The 22,420-nt window shown below is 34.4% G+C and carries 19 protein-coding genes; 15 read left to right on the top strand and 4 right to left on the bottom strand.

The window, feature by feature from the left end; translation table 11 throughout:
- Positions 1 to 36: 36 nt before the first annotated feature.
- Complete coding sequence (gene yacG / locus A9G35_RS09875) at positions 37 to 255, top strand: DNA gyrase inhibitor YacG (protein WP_065636707.1); 219 nt, start codon at positions 37 to 39, stop codon at positions 253 to 255.
- Positions 255 to 1,280, top strand: coding sequence for a tRNA (adenosine(37)-N6)-threonylcarbamoyltransferase complex transferase subunit TsaD (gene tsaD, locus A9G35_RS09870; protein ID WP_065636706.1), 1,026 nt, complete (start codon positions 255 to 257; stop codon positions 1,278 to 1,280). The genes yacG and tsaD overlap by 1 nt, the downstream gene beginning before the upstream one ends.
- Before the next feature lie 114 nt (positions 1,281 to 1,394).
- On the opposite strand, the gene A9G35_RS09865 is transcribed toward tsaD, so the two are convergent.
- Positions 1,395 to 1,724 (bottom strand): DUF4282 domain-containing protein, encoded by a 330-nt coding sequence (locus tag A9G35_RS09865; RefSeq protein WP_081300195.1) that lies wholly within the window; start codon positions 1,722 to 1,724, stop codon positions 1,395 to 1,397.
- 125 nt (positions 1,725 to 1,849) lie between these two features.
- Between A9G35_RS09865 and ycaO the strand changes: the two genes are divergently transcribed.
- Positions 1,850 to 3,616: a 30S ribosomal protein S12 methylthiotransferase accessory factor YcaO gene (ycaO, locus tag A9G35_RS09860; protein WP_065636705.1), complete on the top strand. Its 1,767-nt coding sequence runs from the start codon at positions 1,850 to 1,852 to the stop codon at positions 3,614 to 3,616.
- A 68-nt stretch (positions 3,617 to 3,684) separates the two neighbouring features.
- Here ycaO and A9G35_RS09855 read toward each other — a convergent pair whose 3' ends face one another.
- Entirely contained in the window at positions 3,685 to 4,515 is an 831-nt protein-coding gene (locus tag A9G35_RS09855; protein WP_065636704.1) for a shikimate 5-dehydrogenase, read from the bottom strand.
- Between the two features lie 71 nt (positions 4,516 to 4,586).
- Between A9G35_RS09855 and A9G35_RS09850 the strand changes: the two genes are divergently transcribed.
- The 3 genes from A9G35_RS09850 (at position 4,587) to mltG (ending at position 7,239) form a co-directional block, all read left to right on the top strand.
- The gene (locus A9G35_RS09850) at positions 4,587 to 4,916 is read left to right on the top strand and encodes a nitrous oxide-stimulated promoter family protein (protein ID WP_065636703.1); all 330 of its coding nucleotides are present in this window, start codon (positions 4,587 to 4,589) and stop codon (positions 4,914 to 4,916) included.
- A gap of 206 nt (positions 4,917 to 5,122) precedes the next feature.
- A complete protein-coding gene (gene alr, locus A9G35_RS09845) occupies positions 5,123 to 6,208 on the top strand; it encodes an alanine racemase (protein ID WP_065636702.1) in 1,086 nt (361 codons plus the stop codon).
- An 8-nt stretch (positions 6,209 to 6,216) separates the two neighbouring features.
- Entirely contained in the window at positions 6,217 to 7,239 is a 1,023-nt protein-coding gene (gene mltG, locus A9G35_RS09840) for an endolytic transglycosylase MltG (protein ID WP_065636701.1), read from the top strand.
- A 116-nt stretch (positions 7,240 to 7,355) separates the two neighbouring features.
- Here the strand turns inward: mltG and ampD are convergent, their stop codons facing one another.
- Positions 7,356 to 8,201 (bottom strand): 1,6-anhydro-N-acetylmuramyl-L-alanine amidase AmpD, encoded by an 846-nt coding sequence (gene ampD / locus A9G35_RS09835; protein WP_065636700.1) that lies wholly within the window; start codon positions 8,199 to 8,201, stop codon positions 7,356 to 7,358.
- Positions 8,202 to 8,402: 201 nt separating this feature from the next.
- Here ampD and ppdD point away from each other — a divergent pair, with 201 nt between their 5' ends.
- The 5 genes from ppdD to A9G35_RS09810 all read left to right on the top strand — a co-directional run bounded on the left by ppdD (position 8,403) and on the right by A9G35_RS09810 (position 13,292).
- Positions 8,403 to 8,834: a prepilin peptidase-dependent pilin gene (ppdD, locus tag A9G35_RS09830; protein WP_065636699.1), complete on the top strand. Its 432-nt coding sequence runs from the start codon at positions 8,403 to 8,405 to the stop codon at positions 8,832 to 8,834.
- Positions 8,835 to 8,873: 39 nt separating this feature from the next.
- A complete protein-coding gene (locus A9G35_RS09825) occupies positions 8,874 to 9,983 on the top strand; it encodes an ATPase, T2SS/T4P/T4SS family (protein ID WP_065636698.1) in 1,110 nt (369 codons plus the stop codon).
- Positions 9,980 to 11,155 (top strand): protein transport protein HofC, encoded by a 1,176-nt coding sequence (gene hofC, locus A9G35_RS09820; protein WP_065636697.1) that lies wholly within the window; start codon positions 9,980 to 9,982, stop codon positions 11,153 to 11,155. The genes A9G35_RS09825 and hofC overlap by 4 nt, the downstream gene beginning before the upstream one ends.
- Positions 11,155 to 11,904 (top strand): prepilin peptidase, encoded by a 750-nt coding sequence (locus A9G35_RS09815; protein WP_065636696.1) that lies wholly within the window; start codon positions 11,155 to 11,157, stop codon positions 11,902 to 11,904. Before hofC ends, A9G35_RS09815 begins: the two co-directional genes overlap by 1 nt.
- Positions 11,905 to 12,119: 215 nt before the next feature.
- Positions 12,120 to 13,292, top strand: coding sequence for a M20 aminoacylase family protein (locus A9G35_RS09810; protein WP_065636695.1), 1,173 nt, complete (start codon positions 12,120 to 12,122; stop codon positions 13,290 to 13,292).
- A 90-nt stretch (positions 13,293 to 13,382) separates the two neighbouring features.
- Here the strand turns inward: A9G35_RS09810 and ygfZ are convergent, their stop codons facing one another.
- On the bottom strand, positions 13,383 to 14,258 hold the full coding sequence (ygfZ, locus tag A9G35_RS09805; protein ID WP_065636694.1) for a tRNA-modifying protein YgfZ: 876 nt from the start codon (positions 14,256 to 14,258) through the stop codon (positions 13,383 to 13,385).
- A 568-nt stretch (positions 14,259 to 14,826) separates the two neighbouring features.
- Between ygfZ and ilvI the strand changes: the two genes are divergently transcribed.
- The 4 genes from ilvI to A9G35_RS09785 all read left to right on the top strand — a co-directional run bounded on the left by ilvI (position 14,827) and on the right by A9G35_RS09785 (position 22,099).
- On the top strand, positions 14,827 to 16,545 hold the full coding sequence (gene ilvI / locus A9G35_RS09800; protein WP_065636693.1) for an acetolactate synthase 3 large subunit: 1,719 nt from the start codon (positions 14,827 to 14,829) through the stop codon (positions 16,543 to 16,545).
- Complete coding sequence (gene ilvN, locus A9G35_RS09795) at positions 16,545 to 17,039, top strand: acetolactate synthase small subunit (RefSeq protein WP_065561163.1); 495 nt, start codon at positions 16,545 to 16,547, stop codon at positions 17,037 to 17,039. The genes ilvI and ilvN overlap by 1 nt, the downstream gene beginning before the upstream one ends.
- Before the next feature lie 163 nt (positions 17,040 to 17,202).
- Positions 17,203 to 19,392 carry an IgaA/UmoB family intracellular growth attenuator gene (locus tag A9G35_RS09790; protein ID WP_065636692.1) on the top strand — a complete coding sequence of 730 codons (2,190 nt, stop codon included), beginning with the start codon at positions 17,203 to 17,205 and terminating at the stop codon, positions 19,390 to 19,392.
- A 106-nt stretch (positions 19,393 to 19,498) separates the two neighbouring features.
- Positions 19,499 to 22,099, top strand: coding sequence for an IgaA/UmoB family intracellular growth attenuator (locus A9G35_RS09785; protein ID WP_065636691.1), 2,601 nt, complete (start codon positions 19,499 to 19,501; stop codon positions 22,097 to 22,099).
- Positions 22,100 to 22,420 lie beyond the last annotated feature (321 nt).

Below are 22,420 nucleotides of genomic sequence, written 5' to 3'. Positions count from 1 at the left end.
TACTAAATACTGATTATTTAAAAAGAAAGAGTCACAATGAATAAACAAACCGTTACCTATGTCAATTGTCCAACTTGCCAAAAACAAGTTATATGGAGTAAAGACAGCCCGTACCGTCCATTTTGTAGCAAGCGTTGTCAACTTATTGATTTAGGTGATTGGGCAACCGAAGAACATCGTATTGCTGATAAAGATATTACCGAGCAAGATCTTTGGAGTGAAGAAGATCTTAGCGATTTTGCAGGTAGGCATTAATGAAGATCCTTGGTATTGAAACTTCATGCGATGAAACAGGTATCGCAATTTATGATGATGCCGAAGGTTTAATTGCCAACCAACTTTATTCGCAAATAAAATTACATGCCGATTATGGTGGTGTGGTACCTGAACTGGCATCGCGCGATCATATTCGTAAAACCGTGCCATTAATCCAAGCTGCTTTAAAAGAAGCGGGCATAACCGCTAAAGATATTGATGGGGTTGCTTATACGGCAGGTCCTGGTTTAATTGGTGCGTTAATGGTTGGCGCATCAATTGGGCGTTCACTGGCTTATGCTTGGAATGTGCCAGCCGTTGCTGTGCACCATATGGAAGGGCATTTACTTGCGCCAATGTTAGAAGATAATCCGCCCGAATTCCCATTTGTAGCATTACTGGTGTCAGGTGGGCATACGCAATTAATTAAAGTGGTTGGTGTTGGACAATATCAATTAATGGGTGAATCGATTGATGATGCGGCAGGCGAAGCCTTTGATAAAACAGCTAAACTACTTGGGCTTGATTACCCTGGGGGGGCAAAGTTGTCAAAATTAGCAGAGCAAGGTTATGACGCTCGCTTTCACTTTCCGAGGCCAATGACAGACAGACCCGGGCTCGATTTTAGTTTTTCAGGTCTTAAAACTGCGGCGGCTAATATCATCCATCAAAATACACATGACCAACTTATTGACATGCAAACAAAAGCAGATATCGCAAGAGCTTTTGAAGATGCCTTAGTTGATACGCTTGTTATCAAGTCTCGCCGTGCACTTGAACAAACAGGATTTAAGCGTTTAGTTATTGCAGGCGGTGTCAGTGCCAATAAAACATTACGTCATAAACTTGCACAATTAATGGCGCAACGAAAAGGGCAGGTTTATTATCCAAGAATTGAATTTTGTACTGACAATGGTGCTATGATTGCTTATGCGGGAATGCTCCACTTAAAAGCAGGGCAACATTCTGATTTGACCATCAATGTGAGACCAAGATGGCCTCTTAATGAGCTTAATGTAGGTTAGGGAATTATTTTAGATTTTGCGATAAAAAATAGAAAATAAAAAAGTGGGAATAAGTCCCACTTTTTTATTGAAGCCCAATCAATGCTATTGATTAATAACATTGATATTAGATGATTATTCTTGTGTTTCTGAATCGGTCTTTTCGTTGGCTAATTTTTGGATATTGTGGTTAATATTGAATAAAACACAAATCAATTCTAAACCAATACGAGCTGAAATAAAGCCAGCAACAAAAGTGATAATACCTGTAAAAAAAGTAAATAAACCAGCTGAAAAACTATAAGCGAATAAAGCAAAACTACCTAAAACCATCGCTAATGAGGTAATTGTAATACAAAATAATGCAATCCAATATACGATAGTGATAAATGTTGGTGTTATCATTCGGTTAAAAAATAAAAAATCTTTAATAGTAAGATCTGAAAATTTAATTTTATTGTTCATTATATTTCCTTTATAAAGGGAGTTAATTTTATTAGTTCTATTTTTTTAATTTGCATATACAGTTATAATTTTTAAAATCTGTAAGCAACAACAATTATAACATAAAATTATTTTGAGATTAACTTATGAAAACTTATATCCCCGGTAAAGATGCTGCTCTTGAAGATTCGATCAACTATTTTCAGCAGCAATTAGCAAAATATGATTTAGAAGTAAAAGAAACTTCTTGGCTAAATCCGGTACCTAATGTGTGGTCAGTGCATATTCAAAATGCTAAATGTCCACTGTGCTTTGCTAATGGTAAAGGCGCAAGCAAAAAGGCAGCATTAGCATCGGCTTTAGGAGAGTATTTTGAACGGTTATCAACCAATTACTTTTTTTCAGATTTTTTCTTAGGAGAGCAAATAGCGAGTGCCGATTTTGTGCATTATCCAAGTGAAAAATGGTTCACCATTCCTGAAGATAATTCCCTACCTAAAGGACTATTATCCAAAGAACTACTTAAGTTTTATGATCCTGATCATGAATTGAGTGCAACAGATTTAATTGATTTACAATCAAGTAATGGTGATCGAGGTATCTGCGCTTTACCATTTGAACAACAGTCTGATAAACAAACTATTTATGTGCCAGTTAATTTAATTGCTAATTTATATGCCTCTAATGGTATGTCAGCCGGTAATACTCGTAATGAGGCCCGAGTACAAGGGTTATCTGAAATTTTTGAGCGTTATACGAAAAACAAAATTATTGCCGAAGCTATTAGTTTACCGAACATTCCCACTGAGGTTATTAATCGATATCCAGCAGTGTTATCGGCTATTGATGCACTTGAAAATGAAGGATTTCCGCTTTATTGTTTTGATGCTTCATTGGGTGGCGAGTTTCCGGTTATTTGTGTAGTGTTATTTAATCCTCAAAATGGAACATGTTACGCTTCGTTTGGTGCGCATCCAAATTTTGGCGTTGCACTTGAAAGAACAGTAACAGAATTATTACAAGGACGCAGTTTAAAAGATCTTGATGTGTTTTCACCTCCAAGTTTTGATAATGATGATATTGCCGACCTTAGCAATTTAGAAACGCATTTTATTGATTCGAGCGGTTTGATTTCATGGGATCTATTTAATGAGCAAGCAGATTACGAATTTGTCGATTGGGACTTTTCCGGTTCAACTGAGCAAGAATTTGCTAATTTGATGGATATTTTTACCCGCCATAATACTGAAGTGTTAATTATGGACTACGAACACCTTGGTGTATATGCTTGCCGAATTCTGGCCGTTGGTATGTCTGAAATTTATCCTCCTGAAGATCTTATAATTGCCAATAGCAATATGGCTATTGGATTACGAGAGCTTATTTTGTCATTACCTTACCAAAAACGTACAGCTAAACAGTACCTAGCAATTATTGAACAGCTTGATGATGAAAGGCTTGATGATTATGCTCGAATTCGCGAACTGCTAGGCATAGCAACAGGTAACGATAATGCTTGGTTAACTCTTCGCGTTGGCGAGTTAAAAGCAATGCTGGCATTGGCAGGCAAAGACTTAATACAAGCACAACAGTGGATTGATTGGACGATTGAAATGAACGAGTCTATATTCACGCCATCGCGCAATCATGCTTATCGTTGTTTACAGACATTAGTTAATTTTATTTTAGAACGAGACAAAAAACAGTTTAATAACTATCAAGCCGCATTTAATAAAATGTATGGTAAAACCTGTGTTGATGATATGTGGCAATATGCTAGTGGCGAAAAAACATTTTTTTGCTTGTCAGATTTTGCCACAGACCAAAAAACCACCAATAATAATTTAGAACAATTTGCTATGCATCAAAAGTTATTAGCAGTGTATAACAAATTACATCAGGCGATGTTATAGCTTATATCATGTCATAAGTTATATATTCAACTTCCACCGTATAGCCGCGGTGGAAGTGATAATGTTATTTAACCTTGTCGTGCAAATTCACCTGCTTGTTTAACTAATTCTTCGCTAGGTGTAATACCTGTATATAATACAAATTGTTCAAGCGCTTGAAGTACTGCAACATCAGCACCTGAAATAATAGTTTTGTTTAACTGCTGGGTATATTTTATCATTGGTGTTTCAACGGGGAGAGCAACGACATCAAACACAATATCAGCGTTATTTATCATTTTTTTGGGAAAAGCTAATTCTTGCGCTTCAATACTGCCAAGCATGCCAATTGGCGTTACATTAATAATAAGCTTTGCTTGTTGTGGTGGGATATTTTGTTCATCTTTTACCCATTGATATCCATAGCGTTTGGCTAACGCTTCGCCTTTGGATTGGTTACGGGCGACAATAATGCCATTTTTAAAGTCAGCATCATAAAAAGCCCCAATTACTGCATTAGCCATACCACCACTACCTTTTAAGACAAAAGGTGTAGTATTATCAATCTTATTTTCTACAATGAGTTTAGCAACAGCAATATAATCAGTATTATAGGCTTTTAAATAGTGATTAGTGTTAACAATGGTATTAACCGATTGAATGGATTTTACTGAATCATCTAATTCATCAATAAACTCAATACAAGCTTCTTTGTAAGGCATTGAAATAGCACAGCCACGAATTGCCAAGGCTTTAATGCCATAAATAGCATCTTTCAAATTATTGGTAGTAAAGGCTTTATATAAGTAATTAAGATCGAGTTTTTCATACAAATAATTATGAAAACGAGTACCAAAATTGCTTGGTCTTGCCGAAAGGGACATGCAAACAGTGGTGTCTTTATTAATAATTCTTGTCATAACAACAACCCCTTGTGATATAGTACAATGCTTTTTATTTTACCACTTTCTTTATTAACGTATATTTAATTATGGTTGCAAATAATAACGGTCCTAAAATTCAGCAAGAAAAAGCAACAGTGAGTGCGATGATCTATTTATATTGCCGTAAACAACATCATAGCCAACATCATCAGTTATGTGAGGAATGCAACGATCTATTGCAATATGCTATGCAACGTTTAACAATGTGCCGTTTTGGTGAAGAAAAAACGACATGTGAACGTTGCCCTAAACATTGTTATCGTAAAGATTATAAACATAAAATAAAACAAGTAATGCGTTATGCTGGCCCAAGAATGTTAATTTATCATCCTACAATGGCATTGAGGCATCTTTATAAAAACTTGGTGAGTAGGTAAGTTATTACCATTATTAACGTCTACCATGACAAAACAAATATTAATTCGTCATAAAGTTAAAATTACGGTTTAGTATATTCTATTGATTAAAAATACTAATTCCCAAAATAGCCCAAAACTTCCACCGATTTGTATACTGTGAAAAATTTGTTATTATTAGAAACAGAATTTAAAATAATGGCTCGATAAGAGTCTGGATCAAAGAAATGTCTATTGCAGTTGTTGAAGTTAATCGTCAAGCAGTTATTCATAATGTTGAGTATCTCAAAAAAATGGCTCCAAATAGTCAACTAGTTGCGATTATAAAAGCCAATGCTTATTCACACGGTAGTGAGGAGATTGCTCAATTATTACATGATAAAGTGAATTATTTTGGTGTATCGCGCCTTACCGAAGCTATGCAATTGCGAAACAATGGTATTAACACACCGATTCTGGCTTTGGAAGGTTTCTTCCCGCATGATGATTTGGATTATTTTATTGATTTTAACATTCAACCAGCTATTCATAGCAAATGGCAAATTGACATATTGCAAACATCCCTCCGTAAAGATCAAATTACCACATGGTTTAAGCTTGATACAGGAATGCATCGTTTAGGTTTTTGTCCTGATGAAGCAAAAGAAGAATTTTATCGTTTGGCTAGTTGTTCAGTGGTTTGCAAACCAATTAATATTATGAGTCATTTTAGTTCGGCTGATGATCTCTCTTCAGAGAAAACGTTAAAGCAAATAGAACTATTTGATCAGTTTATTAATTCCATTGATGACAAATCACTTATTGGCAAACGCTCGATTGCTGCATCGGGCGGTATATTAGCCTGGCCAAAAGCTCAGCGAGATGTTGTGCGTCAAGGTATTGCTTTATATGGCGTTTCACCTTTTGATGAATCTATTGCTGAGCTACAACCCGCAATGACGTTTAAATCTGAATTAATTGCGGTACGAAAACACAAAAAAGGTGAATCAGTTGGTTATGGTCAAATTTGGTGTAGCCAGCAAGATACTAAACTAGGTGTGGTTGCAATGGGGTATGGTGATGGTTATCCACGAAATATTCCAGAAAATACTCCTGTTTTGATTAATGGTCGAAAAGTACCAATCGTTGGTCGAGTATCAATGGATATGATTGTAGTTGATTTAGGTATAAATTGCCTTGAAAAACCCGGTGACGAAGTCATATTTTGGGGACCTGGACTTCCCGTTGAAGAAATTGCAAAGCACACAGGAATTAGTGCTTACGAATTAATAACGCGCTTAACTTCACGCGCAAAAATTCATTATAGTAGATAAATTTAGTTATGATTAAAAAAATATTTTTATACACTTTACTTACCCTTATATTAATTGTTGGTGGCTCGATCAGTATTGGTTATTACTTTTTGCAGCAGTTTTCTAAACAACAGATGCAAGTCACTGCCGAAAATCAAATGTTTGTTTTGAAAAAAGGCACATCCATGCATCAGTTAGTTGAGCAAGTTAAAGAAAGCCAATTGCTCGAAAGGGCATATTTGCTTCCTTATTTATGTAAATTAGAACCCTCATTAAGATCCATTAAAGCAGGAACTTATCAATTACATCCGCATATGACTGTTGAAGAGTTTTTGCAATTATTGGTATCAGGCAAAGAGAGTAATTTTTCGATTAAATTTGTTGAAGGTAAGCGGGCTAAAGATTGGTTAAATGTTGTTCAAAATACGCCGTATATTCAACAAACTTTAGCGGGAAAAACTGATGAAGAAATTGCTAAACTACTTGGTATTGAAGGATCGATTGAAGGCTGGTTATCGCCTGATACTTATCTTTATACCGCAGATACGTTAGATATTAATATCTTAAAACGTGCACATATGATCATGAAAAGTAATTTACAAAAAATTTGGGACAATCGCGATGAGGATCTTCCTTACCAATCGCCTTATGAACTCCTTATTATTGCATCAATTATTGAAAAAGAAACCGGCATTAGTTCTGAACGGGCAAATGTGGCTTCGGTATTTGTTAATCGTCTAAAAAGAAAAATGAAGTTACAAACTGATCCCACCATTATTTATGGTTTAGGCGATAACTATAAAGGTACTATTAGGCGCGTTGATTTGACCGATACTGAAAATCCTTATAATACTTATGTTATTGAAGGATTACCACCAACTCCAATTGCAATGCCAAGTTTAGCCTCGCTTGAAGCAGCAGCGCATCCAGCTAAAACCAATTATCTATTTTTTGTTGCCAATGGAACAGGTGGCCATACTTTTTCAACTACTTATAGCAATCATCAACAAGCGGTGAATGTATATCGACAGTTATCGAGTAGTGGAAATTAGCCTCAAAAAAATCAAATAATGATTTTAATAACGAGTTTTTATTGAGTTATTTTGGTTTTAACCTATGATATACATTAATGTACTGCATATTAATGCGGTACATTTTGTTTTGTTAATTACGATAAATCATCAAGTTGTTTAATAAGATTGAGCAGATGATTAGCATTTTGCTCTTTTAGTGCTTCCTCAAAATAGGGATGCAGAGCAAATTTAGGTAAATTTGCTTTGGCATCAATCATTGCTTGTATTCGCGGAATAAAAACCCACTGCAACCATTCGTGCGCTTGCATGGTATCAATAGCAAAGGGCTCTTGGCTTAAAAAAGCATCAGGATTTGGCGGTGTGGTTTGCCATAGGTCGATTTTTTGCAATTCTATAATAATTTTTTCAAGTTGCTTAAGTAGCATGTCTGCTTGTGATTTTTGTGCAAGCAAATTTTGATAATACTGCCAATCAAAACAAGGCCCAGGATCGGTTTTGCGATTGGGGGCAATATCGCTATGACCTGCGATATCTTTGATAGCATAAGTCTGTTGTAATAATAATGTGATGTTTGCTAATTGTTGATATTGTTGTTCGGTAAAATTGTCGCTATCACATCCTTCCATTTCAATACCAATTGAAAAATCGTTACAGTTTTCTTTTCCTTCAAATACTGACTTTCCTGCATGCCAGGCACGTTTATCAAATGGAACAAATTGAATAATTTCACCATCACGTCGAATAAATAGATGGCTTGATACTTCAAGTTGATGAATCGAAGCAAAGTACGGGTGCTGGTTGGGATCGAGCCGACCAGTAAATAATTGCTCAACATAAGGACCTCCATATTCATTGGGCGGTAAGCTTATATTATGAATAACAAGTAGTGATATCGGTTTATTAATAGGTCGTTCATTATAAAAAGGCGAAACAACTTGCTTTATACCTTGTAACCAGCCATTAACAATTTTTAGGGACATAGTGACTCCAACTTATTTTATAAACCGATGTATGGATTTGTCTGTTTTGCGATTTGCTTCGCAAAAATTGAACATACAACGTAATTATTAACTCCATTAAGGATTTTACTTTCCAATTTTGTTGTTTCGTTATTATTCCATTTTTTTGTTTTGCTATAAAGGCTCTTAGATTAAATCATTGACTAAAAAATAGAGGTATTTATGTCTAATCAATCGGGCTTTACGTTATTTGAACTTATGATTGCTATTATTGTTATCGCTATCTTAGCCGCTATCGGTGTACCAGCCTATCAAGGATACGTAAAAAAAGCCGCACTGACTGATATGTTACAAATAATGACATCATATAAAACCGCTGTTGAAATTTGTGCTGTTGAACGAGGTGGTTTAACTAACTGTAGCAATGGTAACAATGGTGTGCCAGCAAGTCGAACGTCGAACTATGTAACTTCAATTACAGTCAATAACGGTATTATCACCTTGGTTGGAACTAGCGCTTTAGCAGGGTTAACAACCACACTAACCCCCACAGTTAACGCCACTCATGGCAATTTAGATTGGAGCCGCGTTTGCACCACATCACCTGCCGATGCCAGTTTAACCAGTGCTTGTGAAGATATTTTTAAATTTTAATGTTTGTGTTTAAAAATTAACTGATAAGGAAGCATCATTATGCAAGAAGAACAGCTAATTGAAAGTATTGATAAATTACTGCTTGAAGCATTAGATAAGCGTGCTTCAGATATTCATTTTGAGCCTTATCAACATAGTTATCGTATTCGTATGCGTATTGATGGTGTTTTGCACGATATGCTATCACCGCCCCTTGCATTAGCTAAACAGATAACAGCAAGATTAAAAATCATGTCTCAACTAAATATAGCTGAACATCGATTACCGCAAGATGGTCAACTCATTATTGATCGTTATACCATGCGTATTTCCACTTTGCCTGTAATGAATGGCGAAAAAATTGTTTTAAGAGTAATGGATAACCATGAATCTGAATTAACCATTAATGATTTAGGGTTAACGGATGCAGATCTGTTAACATTCAAGCAAATTTTAAACTACCCACAAGGTTTGATCTTAGTTACAGGGCCAACAGGTAGCGGTAAAACGGTAACACTATATAGTGGATTAAAGCGGTTAAATAAAACCGAACGTAATATTTGTAGCGTTGAAGATCCTATTGAAATTCCCCTAGAGGGCATTAATCAAACTGCGATTAATCTTAAGGCTGGATTAACATTTGCTATAGTATTGCGAGCCTTACTACGACAAGATCCTGATGTAATGATGATCGGCGAAATTCGCGATCGTGAAACCGCCGAAATTGCCATTCAAGCTGCGCAAACAGGGCATTTAGTGTTATCTACATTGCATACTAATTCAAGTGTCGAGGCAATAACACGATTAAAGCAAATGGGAATAGAAAATTATCTATTGTCATCAAGTTTAAAATTAATTATTGCTCAGCGGTTAGTTCGAAAATTGTGCCCACACTGCAAAATTGTGGCAAGTGATTTGGTTAAGTTAGACAATGAATACCAACCCCATTATTTAGCTTCAGGATGCCCAAATTGTATTGGCGGCTATAAAGGGCGAATTGGATTATACGAGTTTTTAGTCATCAGTTCCGACATTCAACAGCAAATATTAATCAATCAAACTATTTTACCTTCAAATATGACTTCGCTAAAAATGGCTGGACAAAAATTAGTGAAGCAGGGAATAACAACATTAGCTGAATTAAATCGAGTCTTGGGTGATACAGTATGAAACGGCTCTATTATTGGTATGATGTTGATTTTAATCAACACAAAATTATCGCTGAATCATCACAGGCTGTTAAACGGCATTTATTGTTACAAGGTAAAATCGCCATTAAGATTAAAGCCGGTAAAATTATCACCCCACACAGTTTTAATCGTACAGATCTGCTGATGATTACCAAACAATTAGCTACCATGCTAAAGGCGGGATTATCTATTATTGATACATTACAATTGCTTGCTCAAGAACAAGCTAAACCGCATTGGCAATATTTGTTACTTGATATTAAGCAACAAATAGCTAAAGGCGAATTTTTATCCCAAGTATTACGGCAACATTCTTCGGTATTTTCTGCCCTGTATTGCGAAATTATAGCAACAGGCGAACTGACAGGACAGCTTGATGAAAGTTTTGAGCAATTAGCGTTATTGCTTGAAAAATCAATCAAACTACAAAAAAGTTTGAAAAAGGCAATGCGTTACCCAATGTTTTTATTATTGGTTGCGATAATTGTAAGTTTGGTGATGTTGTTGTTTGTTTTGCCAAAATTTTCCGATATTTATCAAGATTTCGATGCCGAGTTGCCTGCTTTTACACAAGGTGTGATTGATTTTTCTAATTATTTGCAACAAAGCTGGTTAATTTGGTGTGTAATTTTTTTTATCAGCTATTTTTGTTATCAGCGCTATTTAAAAGTGCGCTATCGTCATAAAATCGAAAAAATAATAATCAAAAGCCCCTTTGTTGGTCGAGTGATTCAAACTAGCTGCTTAACGCAAATTTTTCAAACCATTGCGATCACCCAAAAAGCAGGCATACCATTATTAGCGGGTTTAGCTGCAGCGGCGAATACCACTTATTATTGCCTTTATCGTGATAGTCTTTCGAAAATTATAGCTAGTATTGAGCAAGGACACTCATTTAGCCATGTATTGCATGGGCAACGATATTTTCCTAATTTATGTTCACAGTTAATTCATGTGGGAGAGGAGTCAGGTACGTTAGATTTAATGCTTGATAAGTTAGCTAACTATTATCAAGAACAAAATCAAACCCTAACCGATAATTTATCGCAAGCGTTTGAGCCATTATTAATGCTAGTATTGGCGTTGATTATTGGTAGTTTAATTGTAGCTATGTATTTACCGATATTTCAAATGGGCGAAGTGATTCACTAATGTTAGCATTTATCATTATCTGTTTAGGGCTTTGTGTCGGTAGCTTTGTTTATGTTGCTTATTGTCGCTATTTGCCAACAATTACGCCATGCCAATATTTATACCGTATTTGCATTAATCGATCTGTTTGCTCGCACTGTCATTATCGACTTAATGCTTGGCAATTAATCCCCATTGTTTCTTGGCTGATATTAAAAGGGCGTTGTTATTACTGTAAAACTAACATTTCATGGCATTATCTTATTGTTGAATTATTAATCTCGGCTTTATTTGCTATTATCTATTTTGATTACGGTTTGGGTTATCAAAGTGTTATTTTAATGCTACTTGGTTGTTATTTTTTACTGTTAGCTTTAATCGATTTTAAATACTTTTTATTACCTGATTTATTTACCCAGCCGTTAATGTGGACGGGTATAATGCTAGCTTATTTTGACATGGCTAACATCACCTTAACCGATGCTTTAGTAGGCGTTTTTTTGGGATATCTATTATTAAAAATACCTGCTACTTTATTTCATTTAATATCCAAAAAGCAGGGGTTAGGGGGTGGCGATATCAAATTGCTTGCTGCTCTTGGCGCCTGGTTGCCTTATACATTATTACCAATGCTATTATTTTTTGCTTCCTTATTAGGGATTATGTATTTTCTTTTTTTGCAATATATGATCAATAAACCAAAACCGAAAGCTGTTCCATTTGGTCCTTTTTTATTAATTTCTGGTTATGCTATTTATTATTTTGGTTAAAAAGTTTCAGAAAAAATAGATGTATTAATCAATTTATTGTTAAACAAAATAAGTGTTAAAAATGCATAAAGCTATTATCTTTTTCAATAGATGCAATATATAACTAAAATTGATATCCATAGTAAAAATAGTTATTTTTATAAAAGTTAAAATCGCGTTATAGTGTTAGCTTAACTAGCTAAGCCACAGGTTATTTATCAACTAAGGAATTACTTATGATATCTAATAGTATTAATCAATTAAAAAACGAAATGATAGCGTGGCGCCACCATATTCATGCTCATCCTGAAACCGCTTTCGAAGAAGTTAACACGACACAATTTATTGTTGAAAAACTCCAGTCTTTTGGAATTACTGAGCTCTATACCCATTTTGCCCCAACGGGAGTTGTTGGCATTATCAAAGGTCAGCAAGAAGGGCGGTGGATTGCGCTACGAGCAGATATTGATGCATTAGATATTATCGAAGAAAACAACATTGATTATTGCTCAACGGTTCGTGGCAAAATGCACGCATGTGGACATGATGGACATACAGCTATGTTACTTGGCACAGCTAAGTATTTAAGCGAACATCGTAATTTTGTAGGAACGGTTGTTGTTATTTTTCAACCTGCCGAGGAAAACGAAGGTGGCGCACGAGTGATGGTTGAAAATGGCTTATTTGAGCAATTCCCAATTGAAGCCGTATATGGTATTCATAACCAACCTAATATGAAGTTAAATCACTTTTATATTAATCATGGTCCAATGATGGCATCGTATGATGTATTTGAGATCAAAATAACGGGTGTTGGTGCTCATGCTGCTGCGCCTCATCTAGGTAAAGATACAATTTTAACTGCCACACAAATTGTGAATAGTTTGCAAAGCATTGTGAGCCGTAATGCTGATCCTTTAAGTTCGTTGGTAGTTAGCATAACGCAAATTCATAGTGGTGATACTTGGAATGTGCTACCTCAAAAAGCGGTGATCCGTGGTACGGTTAGGACATTTAGCGCTCAAGTACAAGATATGGCTGAACAACGAATTAAACAAATTGCAACTGGTATTGCAACAGCCTTTGATGCAAAAGCAGATGTGGATTATCAACGTCGTTACCCAGCAACGATTAATTACGCAAAACAAGCTGATATTGCAATTGCCGCTGCTAACAAAGTTGTTGGGCAAGAAAACTTAGTTATTGATCCGCTTCCTTCAATGGGATCTGAAGATTTTGCTTTTATGCTGCAAAAAATACCAGGAGTATATGTTTGGTTAGGGGCAGGAAAAGGAGCTAACTTACATAATCCTGCCTTTAATTTTAATGATGAAGTGTTAGCAACAGGTGTAAGTTATTTTGTTGAAATTGTTAACCAAGAACTAGCTATCCAAGAATTAGCTAATTAAGTAATTAAGCAACTAGCTGAAAACGGTAGATATATAAAACTGGTGGGGTAAATATTAATTTATTCCCCCCAGTTTTAGCTGAATAATAGATTAAAACATCAATCGGCTATTGTCATTACCGTAGATTCTAAATACGGTATTTAAATCAATTCCATTACTTAGTACTACTTGAACACAAATTCCATCTTTGTCATCTAGTTTTGTTGTAGCTAAGACTAAGCCTCCCTCTCGCCAACCACTAGCAAGTTTGTATTCAATAGTGTCTCCTACTTTTGGCAAAACGTCGCTAGTACCTTTAATGAGATACATGCCACGCGTATTTGCACCACGAAACTGTGCTCTAGCGACCATTTCTTGCCCACAATAGCAACCTTTATCAAAGCTGATAGCATCATATGATTGTAAATTGCAAGCTTGCGGTAATAAAATGGCCATATTGCTATCATCAATAACTGGATAACCGGCCAGTAAATCAAGTTTTAACCATTCGCTACATGGATTTAAATCATTTGAAATCGTTTTTGGCGTTATCATAATGACGCGTATTTCAGGTAAAGATAACTTGATGTAGGTGATATTATTTTCAGTTAAACAGTTTCTATCATTTAGTTTTGCTTTGATTTCAGTGGGAATGGCATCGCCAACCAATCCAATCATATTTAAATCTTGGACAGGTTCGATAGAGACTTTAGAAAAAACAGCATATTTTGCTAGTTCGGCAACCTGTTTTTTTACAACACTTTTGCGTTCAATGTAGTAAATATCGTTACCTCGTTGAAATAACAATAAAGTACTCCACATTCTGCCTTTATTGTCGCAATGAGCAGCATAAAGCGTAGAATATTCAGTAAGTCGGTTAATATCGTTAGTTATTTGACCTTGCAAGAAAGCCCGGTTATCCTCACCTGTAACTTTAAGTAATTGCCAGTCAGCAAGAGAGGTTGGTTTAGAAGAAATATTGCTCATATTTGTACCTTTGGGTGATGAAGAATCCTAGTACCGTTATGGCTAGAAATACTTATCTTCTGAGTGTATATAAAAAATAAAAAAATAACAATAAAATCAATCTGCAATATTTGAATAAATATTGTTAGTTTTATGGGTATTATTCATGTGTAGGAGTTTTACGCGTTGTTTACTGTAATTTGAGAAATTACTGTTATAAAAAAACAAAATTGAAACGCCATCACATAAAATCGATAGGGCACTGATAAAATAAACAAAAATAACCGTACTAATTTGGTTAAACGCGTAAAATTCATCAAGCGCATCTACACACAAACCAATGGACAAGTCAAAATAGTGATACGTACGTTAATGCGAAGTTGCATAATCAACAAATATTTAGCGACTTAAAAGAGAAAAAACAAAAACTTAAACGCCTTATGAGTTTTTAGCGAATTATTTTAACTATAAAGTGTAAACAAGTCGGCGTTCTCTTATACCTTAGCTAATTGACTTTATTGATTTTTATTACAAGTTGATGCAAAATGACTCACTATATAATAAATCAATAACATTGGAGGCAACAACCATGGTGAAGCTGTCAGGTGCAGAGATGGTTATTCAATCTTTGATTGACCAAGGAGTAAAACAGATATTTGGTTATCCCGGTGGTAGTGTTCTTGATATTTATGATGCAATTCATACACTAGGTGGAATTGAACATATTTTAGTTCGCCATGAACAAGCTGCAGTACATATGGCTGATGGTTATGCAAGAGCAACGGGCGATGTGGGCGTGGTTTTAGTTACATCAGGTCCAGGTGCAACTAACACTATTACAGGTATTGCAACCGCTTATATGGATTCAGTACCGTTAATAATATTATCTGGGCAGGTTGCTAGTAATTTAATTGGCAATGATGCATTTCAAGAGTGTGATATGGTTGGTATTTCACGTCCAATTGTAAAACACAGTTTTTTAGTCAAAGACAGCAAAGACATACCTGAAACCATCAAAAAAGCGTTTTATATTGCCTCAACTGGTCGGCCTGGTCCTGTCGTTATTGATTTACCTAAAGACATTGTTAATCCTGCCAACAAATATAATTACCATTATCCAAAATCAGTGACTATGCGCTCTTACAACCCAACCATACAAGGGCATAAAGGGCAAATTAAAAAAGCATTAACCACGTTGTTATCGGCTAAAAAACCGGTGTTATTTATTGGTGGTGGGGTTATTGCCGCCGATGCTAGTGGCGAAATTAAAACACTTGCAGAAAAATTAAACTTACCTGTCGCTTCAACGTTAATGGGTATTAGTGCTTTTCCAGGAACCGATAAACATTATCTTGGTATGATTGGCATGCATGGTGTTTATGAAGCCAATGTTGCTATGCATAATGCTGATGTTATTTTGGCTATAGGGGCAAGGTTTGATGATAGAACAACAAATAATGTTGAAAAATATTGCCCAAAAGCTAAAATCATTCATATTGATATCGACCCAACCTCAATATCAAAAACCATTATGGCAAGTATTCCTGTTGTGGGTGATGCTAAAATGGTGGTTGAAACAATGTTATCTCAAATTGATGAGCTAAATGTAGAGCGTGATTTAGATGCATTAATTGATTGGTGGAAGCAAATTGAACATTGGCGAGCTCGTCACTGTTTAGCATATAGCCATGAAGGTGAAAGCATCAAACCTCAAGAAGCGATTGAAGTATTGTATAAATTAACGAAAGGCGATGCATTTGTAGCAACCGATGTTGGCCAGCACCAAATGTTTACAGCGCTTTATTACCCATTTGATAAGCCACGTCACTTTATTACCTCCGGAGGGCTTGGCACAATGGGATTTGGATTGCCAGCAGCGCTTGGAGTTAAATTGGCGTTCCCTAAAAAGACTGTAGTTTGTGTAACGGGCGATGGCAGTATTCAAATGAATATTCAAGAGTTATCAACCGCGTTGCAATATGGCTTACCTGTGCTTGTTTTAAATTTAAATAATCGTTTTTTAGGTATGGTTAAGCAATGGCAAGATATGATTTATGCAGGCAGGCATTCTAGCTCTTATATGGAATCACTCCCCGATTTTGCCAAGATTGCCGAAGCCTATGGTCATGTTGGAATGGTAATTACTAAACGTGAAGAACTAGAACCAAAACTCAAACAAGCCTTAGCCATTAAAAACCGCTTAGTTTTTGTTGATGTTATGACCGATGCTACTGAACATGTTTACCCAATGCAAGTTCGTGGTGGTGCAATGAACGAAATGTGGCTTAGCAAAACGGAGAGAACCTAATGCGTTATATCTTATCAATTTTAACCGAAAACGAACCGGGCGCATTGTCACGAATTATCGGCTTGTTTTCGCAACGTGGTTTTAATATCGAAACTATCACCACTGCGCAGACTGAAGATCCTACCATGCACCGCATGACAATACAGACTAGTGGTGACGAACACGTCCTTGAACAGATCCAAAAACAGCTACATAAGCTAGTTAATGTTTACCGCGTACATGATTTAACCGAAGGACCTCATGTTGAGCGCGAAATTATGCTAGTTAAAGTCGCTGCAAAAGGATCTGATGCTCGTGATGAAGTTAAACGTTGTGCTGATATTTTTAGAGGATCAATTGTAGATGTAACAGCGACACATTACATCGTACAATTATCAGGGACTAGCGAAAAACTAGACTCATTTTTAGCCTCGATACGCGAAACTTGCAACATTGTTGAAATTGTTCGCTCTGGCATTATTGGTTTATCGCGTAGTGAAAAAACAGTTAAATAGCTATATTTATAATTAACATATTTATAGATAACTTATTTAATCAAAGGCGCATTATGCACCTTAATTTTGTCAAAGATACAATAATATAAAATATAAAATATAAAAGAAAAGTTATATTGTTAACTTTATTTATTACTAGCAATAATATAAGGAAAATATAGGGATGGAGTTTTATTGGTTATTTAAAGTTTTTTTGATAGGACTTGCTTTATTTTCTTGGATTAGCTATAGGTCAGAAAGACATCAAAATAAACAAAATTTAAATGATATTGTTAATGAACGCATTTCAATAAGAAAATTAACTGAAGATGAATTTCAGCTTCTAAAACCTTATTTGGATAATAAATGGTTGGTGTTTCCTTATAAATATCAATCTTCTCTAATTGATTTAGAAGTATCAGAGTTAGTAGGGAATTGTGTACGACATAGTTTATACACAAATTCTGAAGAAACATCTTTTTATTATGAGATTGGCGGCATTGAACTCTTTTTTCCTTATAATATGTATCATCATATTTCAGATTTTAACGAGGTTGAAGTTGTTTTTACCCAAAGATACGCATTTGTTGTTAAAATCAATGGTTATGATATAAAAACTGCTGCAGAGTCTCAAAATGGGGGCATATACTCAGAACTCGATGAACCTTGGCTACAAGAACAATCTTTTGATCTTGAAACTTTAGAAGATGAGGAGTCAAGTAGCGGCAAAGCAACGAAAATAAAATCAGAAACTGATAACAAAAATAACTATGTTGAATTGTTAGAGCGAGAAGAAACACCATTAGAATCAAAAAATAAAAACAAAAAAACGAATGGCATATTATCAGCGTTTTTTTTGATATCAATGACAGTATCTTTCCTGATGTATTGGCATTTGACTAATTCTGCCATTCTTGTTTTAGTCATTTTTAGTTTTATTCTTTTTATGCTCTTTTATTGGTATCAGCCAAAGTCTAAATACGATTTACATAAAGTAAAATGTATTAAAGGCTTAATTACCTCTAAACAAACTAATACCAAAAAAGTGACTGTTGGTAAAAATTATATTTTAAACGTTCCACATTATTGGTTGCCGTTCCTTCCTGATAAATCGTCTATTCCAGCTAACATGGAGGTAACAGTAGATGATAAAAACTTAATTTGTTATCAAAATATGCTTTCAATTAACAACGAAATTGAACGATTTGGGCCACCCAAATTTGTTAAATGCAATTTAATCCTCTTTATTACAGGCATTGTTTTATCTATTGTTGTCTATTTTCAAGCAAGTATTATTGATAATGCGTTATTGGCTTATCGGACTGTTAATGAAAGTATAACATCTTGGAATCTAGAAGATGAATCAACCTTAAAAAATAGCCCAATTAAAAAAGGTGATTTGGTTAACATAAAAATGAGTGGCGTATCGTGTGATGTCAATGAAAAGAGCAATGAAAAGAGCAATGAAAAAGGATGCCATACATTATTTATCAACAATCAACCTATTGAAAATAATCACGTAGCATCAATGGTGGATCAAATGAAAAGCTTGTTTGATAATAATTTTATTGATACTCGTATCGATCGTGATGTTATGAGAGTTCAGCAATATCAAGACAGATTGAATGAAATGTATAAACAATATGATAGACGAGCATCAGTCTATAGCATGAATATCAGAAGCCTTTATACAAAACTAAAAAATATAGGAAAAATTGTTACTACTTTAGATAAAGCTTGCAACGTTTTTGAATTGGATTGTCATAACGTTAGAAAAGAATTATCTATATTTTATAATAGTTCTAATTGGCAAGAAATAGTTAAAAATGCTGAACAGTATCCAAATCATGATGAGGTGGTTGATAGCAAATTTATATCTAGGCTTGATAGCTTAATTTCAACATTAAAGAAAGATATATTAGTAAAAATAAAGGATACGGTTTCAAATTATCAGCATCAAAAATCAAGCTTAAAAGTTGATTTATCTAATTATAGCTATAAAGATATAAGCACTCTAGAAAATGTAAATAATGGCAATCTTACACAAGATTCATTATTAGAATTAAAGTTAAATCATTATTATGATGTTCTATTGGCCAAAGCAGGAATAATTAATGTTGTTGGATTGGTTAAAGACATTTATTATCAAGATGACGATACAATATCAGGTTTAAAGGTTGATGCAAATTATTGTTACAGTATGAATTTAAATGATCTATTTTCATTAACATCGCCAGTTTTAATAAGCCTTGTTATTTTTAGTGTTACTAGCTTAATCTCATTCTTTAATGGCATAATAATGTGTTATAAATTAATTGCAAACCGTCGACGACAAAGCGAAATTATTAAATTTTATAAAAATAGAATAATCTAATTATGATATAACTTATTGTGATGTAGAAATTAAACGTAATTGCATTTAATCTCTACATTTTTAAAAATAAAAATAATAACTGGCAAGAATAAGGAAAACACAAAAAATGGATACAATTTCCACTTTAAAAATCATTTTACTCTTAATTACGTTATTTAGTGCTTTAATTGGATTTGTCCAGTGGTCAGATTTTAAATCTGAACGTAAGCAAAACAAAAAAAATCTAGAAGATTTTATAAATAACCGCAAAACAACAAGAAGATTAACAGCAGAAGAACTTGAGCTTATAACACCTTACCTTACCAATAAAAAATTAGTTAAACCTTATAAATTAAAATCATCATTAATTGACTCCGAAGTATCGATTATTGAGGGGTCTTGTATTCGCCACAGTTTCTATACCAATTCAGAAGAAACGGATTTTTATTATGAGATAGATGGTATCGAAGCGCTATTTCCTTATAATTTACAGCTATTTTCTTTAAGTCATAATGTTGCGGAAGTGGTTTTTACTTCGAATTATGCGATAGTTATTAGTTTTAATGGCTATAGTTTAGACACATTAGCGGATTTTGGTGCTACACCTAATAAAAAAAATAGCCTATATAGTTCATCGACTTCATCTTCCGAGTTAACTCGGCCAATAAATGAAGAAGAGTTGCAACTACTTGAACCTTATCTTAACAACCCAAACATGGTTGGACATTATGAACATAGCTCCACGTTAGCTAGTCCTGATGTCTCAATTATTGTTGGTTCATGCATTGCTATTAACCATTCTAATAATAGCAACGATCCTATCTATACTTATCAAATTGGTGATATTGTTGTCTTTTTCCCTTATGACATGGAACGATATGTTGAAGATATTAACATCGTGCAAGTTGTCGTTACTGAACACTATGCATTAGTAGTCAAAATCAATCAATATGACTTAAAAACAGCAAAACAAAAACAAGAACAACTGCAGCAACAACGGCAAAAGCAACAAAATAAAAAAACTTATTTTGAATCCGCTTGGAAAAGCAAAAAAGAAGAAATCTTACCGGAACAAAACCTAGCCGATGCCAATGACAGCATAATGAAATTTGATGAAGAATATATTGAAATAGAACCTATAATTAGTTATAAAATAGTTGAACAACGTCAAGAAACACCGATAGAATCTTCAAATAGAAACAAAAAAAACAATGGCATATTGGCCGCTGTTTTTTTAGCTTTAACTGTTATACTCTTTATTAAGTATTGGTACACTTTTGACTCATGGTTACCGCTATTTATTGGGCTGAGCTTGCTTGTATCTATTGTATTTTACCTGCGTAAGGCACAATCTTGTACCTTAGAGGTTAACCGCATAAAAACAAAAATTCACTATAAAGACGACATAAAAAACAGAATACTCGTTGGCGATGATCGAACTTTAAAATATCCCGCCTATTGGACTCCTTTTTTACCTTATAAATCTGATGAAGATGTTGATATCGATGTCATTGTAAAAAAAGAAAAACTACTTCGTTATGGCAATTTATTATCCATCAGCCGTGAAATTGAAGAATTTGGCCCACCCAAATTTATAATGCGCAACCTTATTCTATTTGTTACTGCGTTTATTTTATCTATTATGACTTTCAAACTAGTTGATATCACCAGCAATTTGCAACTAGCTACTTATCCTTTAGATAGCAATGTTTCTGTTTGGGACATTAAAGATGCCAAGTCTTTAAAAAACAGCCCAATCAAAAAAGGCGATTTAATTAATATAAAACTTAAAGGTGCATCATGTAATGCAGAAAGCGATATGTATTTGGAAGATTGTGATAAAGTGTTTATCAACCAACAAATTGCGAGCAATATTGAAGAAGCCAAAGCGAATAGTAATTTAGTCGACGCATTATTTGACGGCGACTTAATTAAAACAGTACGAGACAACGACGTAAAACAGCTTGAAAAAGAGCTAAATAGCGAAAAAAATAAAAAAAACAGCAGCTACAACAAGGAATACCAACCCGGCAGTGTGTTAAGCAAACTGTTACATGTTGATCACTTAATTCTAACTGTTGACCAAAGCTGCCAATTGTTAGGAGAAGACAAATGTAAACAAATAAAACTAATTCTAATCAAAACTATCAAACTAACCGACTATGAGCTAGACCAATGGCCACAACTAGTTGAATATAGCAAACAACACCATAACTACGACAAAATTATCGTAGCAAGTACGCTTGAATACCTAGAGACACAAATCAGCAACTTACAAAAAAGTATGTCATTTTACTACCTAGATAAAGCGAACACAGCTCTAACTAATTATCAACAATCACCACAAAGTGTCAGCTTAGCGTTAGCAAATGCAAATGAGATCAAAATCAACTATCCAGATGAAGACAAAGATATAGTCCTGTTACAAACATACTATAACGCCTTATCAGGAAAGGGCGGAAAGGTCAAAGTTTCAGGTTTAGTGACAGGGGTTGATTACCAAAATGACAACACCGTTTCGAATCTAACTATCGATGATGACCTACTATATCGCATCTATCAACACCAGCTATTATCATTAACTTCACCAGTATTTATTGGTGTTGTTATTTTTATTATTACAGCTTTAATGGCATTGTCTAATGGTATAATAATTTGCTGCAAACTTATTGCCAATAATCAACGAAAAAACAACATTATCAAAGCATATGAAAATAGAATCAAATAATTACTCTATTTAATTGATATTTTTAGCCTATATTCGCTAAACGTGTAATTAATCTAGTTGAAATTGTTCGTTCTGGCATTATTGGTTTATCATGTAGTGAAAAGCAGTAAATCATTAATTTTAGTGGTTAAGAAATTAAGACTCAATTGTTTCATATAGTTATTATTATAAAATAAGATTTATAAGGAATTAGTTATAATGCAGATATTAGGTTTGGTCTTCTTAATTCAATTTATTATTTCATTTATTTTTTATCCGATAAAAAAGTATAGAAGTACTAAGTATAAAAAAAAGCTAATGGCAGGTAGTTCGGTTAACAAC

Source organism: Gilliamella sp. Choc5-1 (assembly GCF_001690595.1).
GTDB lineage: Bacteria > Pseudomonadota > Gammaproteobacteria > Enterobacterales > Orbaceae > Gilliamella > Gilliamella apicola_M.
Note: the sequence above shows the minus strand (reverse complement) of the source record. Positions and strands in the feature narration are given on the sequence as shown.